4 protein-coding genes are annotated in these 2,995 nt (G+C 50.2%); 2 read left to right on the top strand and 2 right to left on the bottom strand.

The genetic code is table 11. The features are described from left to right. Both AAYN39_RS10950 and AAYN39_RS10945 read left to right on the top strand, forming a co-directional pair. Positions 1-1,300, top strand: a 1,300-nt coding sequence (locus tag AAYN39_RS10950; protein WP_057483809.1) for a phage tail protein, incomplete at its 5' end; no start/stop codon positions are given. A gap of 2 nt (positions 1,301-1,302) precedes the next feature. Continuing rightward, on the top strand, positions 1,303-1,743 hold the full coding sequence (locus tag AAYN39_RS10945) for a tail fiber assembly protein (RefSeq protein WP_001174915.1): 441 nt from the start codon (positions 1,303-1,305) through the stop codon (positions 1,741-1,743). Here the strand turns inward: AAYN39_RS10945 and AAYN39_RS10940 are convergent. Together AAYN39_RS10940 and AAYN39_RS10935 are read right to left on the bottom strand one after the other, a co-directional pair. After that, positions 1,715-2,308 carry a tail fiber assembly protein gene (locus AAYN39_RS10940; protein ID WP_000805568.1) on the bottom strand — a complete coding sequence of 198 codons (594 nt, stop codon included), beginning with the start codon at positions 2,306-2,308 and terminating at the stop codon, positions 1,715-1,717. The genes AAYN39_RS10945 and AAYN39_RS10940 overlap by 29 nt on opposite strands. Then, the gene (locus AAYN39_RS10935; RefSeq protein ID WP_346253955.1) at positions 2,308-2,778 is read right to left on the bottom strand and encodes a tail fiber protein; all 471 of its coding nucleotides are present in this window, start codon (positions 2,776-2,778) and stop codon (positions 2,308-2,310) included. Before AAYN39_RS10935 ends, AAYN39_RS10940 begins: the two co-directional genes overlap by 1 nt. Positions 2,779-2,995: the final 217 nt, after the last annotated feature.

The raw sequence follows: 2,995 nt of genomic DNA, 5'->3' as shown, positions 1-2,995 counted from the left end.
TGGCGGCGGAGTATTGCCAACGCCGGACGCAAAGCAGACGGCACTGGTAAATGAGAAACGCCGGGCTGCGCTGAATATGCTTTATATCGACCCGCAGAACAGTAGCCAGATTATTGCTGAACAGGTGATCCCTGAAAACGAGGGCGGTTGGTGGATACGTGAAGTGGGCCTGTTTGATGAGTCCGGGGCATTGATTGCCGTGGGAAACTGCCCGGAAAGCTATAAGCCGCAACTGGCTGAAGGCAGCGGGCGTACCCAGACCGTGCGCATGGTGCTGATTACCAGCAGCACGGACAATATCACCCTGAAAATCGACCCTGCCGTAGTGCTGGCAACCCGCAAGTATGTGGATGATAAGGTACTGGAGCTGAAGGTGTACGTGGATGACCTGATGGCAAAACATCTTGCCGCACCGGACCCGCATTCACAGTATGCACAGAAAGAAAGTCCTACGTTTACCGGGACACCCAAAGCGCCAACGCCAGCGGCGGGGAATAACACCACGCAGGTTGCGACCACCGCGTTTGTTCAGGCTGCACTGACGGCTATTATTAATGGTGCGCCAGCCACGCTGGACACGCTGAAAGAAATAGCCGTAGCCATTAACAATGATCCGAAATTCAGTACCACCATTAATAATGCGCTGGCACTGAAAGCGCCGCTGTTGAGTCCGGCACTCACCGGAACGCCAACAGCCCCCACGGCGGCGCAGTCGGTCAACAATACACAGATTGCCACTACGGCTTTTGTGAAATCGGCGATTGCGGCAATGGTGGGTTCTGCACCTGCGGCACTGGATACACTGAACGAACTGGCGGCGGCGCTGGGGAATGACCCGAACTTTGCCACGACAATGCTTAATGCACTGGCAGGTAAACAACCGCTGGACAATACGCTGACTAATTTGAGTGGAAAGGATGTAGCGGGTCTTCTCGCATACCTTGGTTTGGGAGAAGCGGCAAAACGGAATGTGGGCACAGGAGATAATCAGATACCGGATATGGGAGCATTCGCTTCTGGTTCGGGATGGTTCAGGCTACCAGGTGGATATATTGTTCAGTTTGGCACTTTTTCAGGAAACACGACCCGCTTTATCAGTGGACACTTCCCTATACCATTCCCTAATCAGCCGATGGTTTCAGTCAGTGTTATGTCTGATAACGTTCAGTCAGACCCGTCGATTCCTGCTCCGCAGGTTTTGTCTGTAAATTTTGAACATATCAGTAATTCAGCGTGGCGTGTGGCAACCAGTGATATCTCACAGCAATACAGATTCAGTTATATTTCGATAGGACGGTAGAAATGCAGAAATATATTTTCAGCGCCGATAAAAATGCGTTTTTCCCTGTGGAGCTTAAAATCGCTTATCAGGAATCCGGCGAATGGCCCGATGATGGAATCGAAATTGACGACACTGTTGCCGCCGAATTTATGAAGGAAGCACCAGAAGGAAAATACAGAGGTGTCATCGACGGAATGCCTGCATGGATTGATATTCCACCGCCAACTCATGAGGAACAAATTGCCGCAGCCGAACTGGAAAAGCAGCAATTGATTAATCAGGTCAACGAATACATAAACAGTAAGCAATGGCCTGGTAAAGCGGCGATTGGTCGCCTGAAAGGTGAGGAACTGGCGCAATATAATTTGTGGCTGGATTATCTGGACGCACTGGAACTGGTCGATACTTCCGGTGCGCCAGATATTGAATGGCCTACGCCTCCGGCAGTTCAGGCCAGATGACGTCCGGCGCTGTGCTGGTATCTGTTGCCGTTACCGCGTCAATATAATCCAGCACAGCGTTAAGTCGGGTGTTTTCTGGCTGCGTCAGCTTCCGCCCGGCCTGTAATTTCAGTTGAATCAGACTGATGGAAGCCATTGCAGCATCAATCAGCGACTGGCGCTGTGCTTCTGCAGCTTCTACTGCGGCGCTATGCTGTGCCTCGGTATCCGTCACCCATTTCTCACCATCCCATTTATCGTATGGCGTTAACGGTGAAAGCGTGACATAACCGTCTTTGATGGCACCGATATAATCCACTGTAACAGCTGCGCCATTTTCAGTTGAGTAAACGGTCTCATTGCGATGGTCTTCTTCATGGCTCCATCCCTTACCCGTAAATACTGCCACTCTTCCCGGAATGTATTCGCCCGGGTCAATACCAGTGGAACAAGCGGGCATACTTACGCCAGTATTAATATATTCATCAGACCAGCCCGTATATTCAGACGTTACTGCATCATAATAATAACAACGCATATCACCCGGCACTGTAGCCAGCCCATTTTCATCAAAAACAGGTTTCATTATGCAGCCCTCACAATATAATTAAAGGCGATGTTACGTGGACGGTTTTCATTAGCTGTTGGCACGACACGAGAGGCGTCGAATCCAAGGTCATCGGTTTTGCCTATATCAGTTGTGTTATTCGGCATTCTCGCAGATCGTGTTCCTGCATCATAAAAAGCCCCTCTGATTGCATCAAAAGACATACCGATCCCGCCATCTGCGAATCCCTCAATATTTCTTATTGCATCCCCCTGTGAAGATAATAATTGTCGCCCGGCATCCACTCCACGTCCGTCATCCCAGCCACGAATAAATTCACCGCGTAAATCAGGCAATTTATTTGTCGGGTAAACCTTTGCCAGTTCCGGGTATTCTTCAGCAGAAAAAGCCGCACCATTGCATTTCAGCCAGCCTGTTGGCGGAGTGGCGGAAGGCCACGGAACAGGCACACCAACGGGTAATGCCGAACNTTTGCCAGTTCCGGGTATTCTTCAGCAGAAAAAGCCGCACCATTGCATTTCAGCCAGCCTGTTGGCGGAGTGGCGGAAGGCCACGGAACAGGCACACCAACGGGTAATGCCGAAAGTTCGTTTTTTTTTTCGTTTATGAAAATGCAGAGATAACGGCTAACTGGCATCATCTCCGGTTTTTATTCAGGGGGATGATCATGCTTATTGGCTATGTACGCGTGTCAACAAATGACCA

The sequence above is a fragment of the Salmonella sp. K21076 genome (assembly GCF_039650795.1).
Taxonomy (GTDB): Bacteria; Pseudomonadota; Gammaproteobacteria; order Enterobacterales; family Enterobacteriaceae; genus Salmonella; species Salmonella enterica.
Note: the sequence above shows the minus strand (reverse complement) of the source record. Positions and strands in the feature narration are given on the sequence as shown.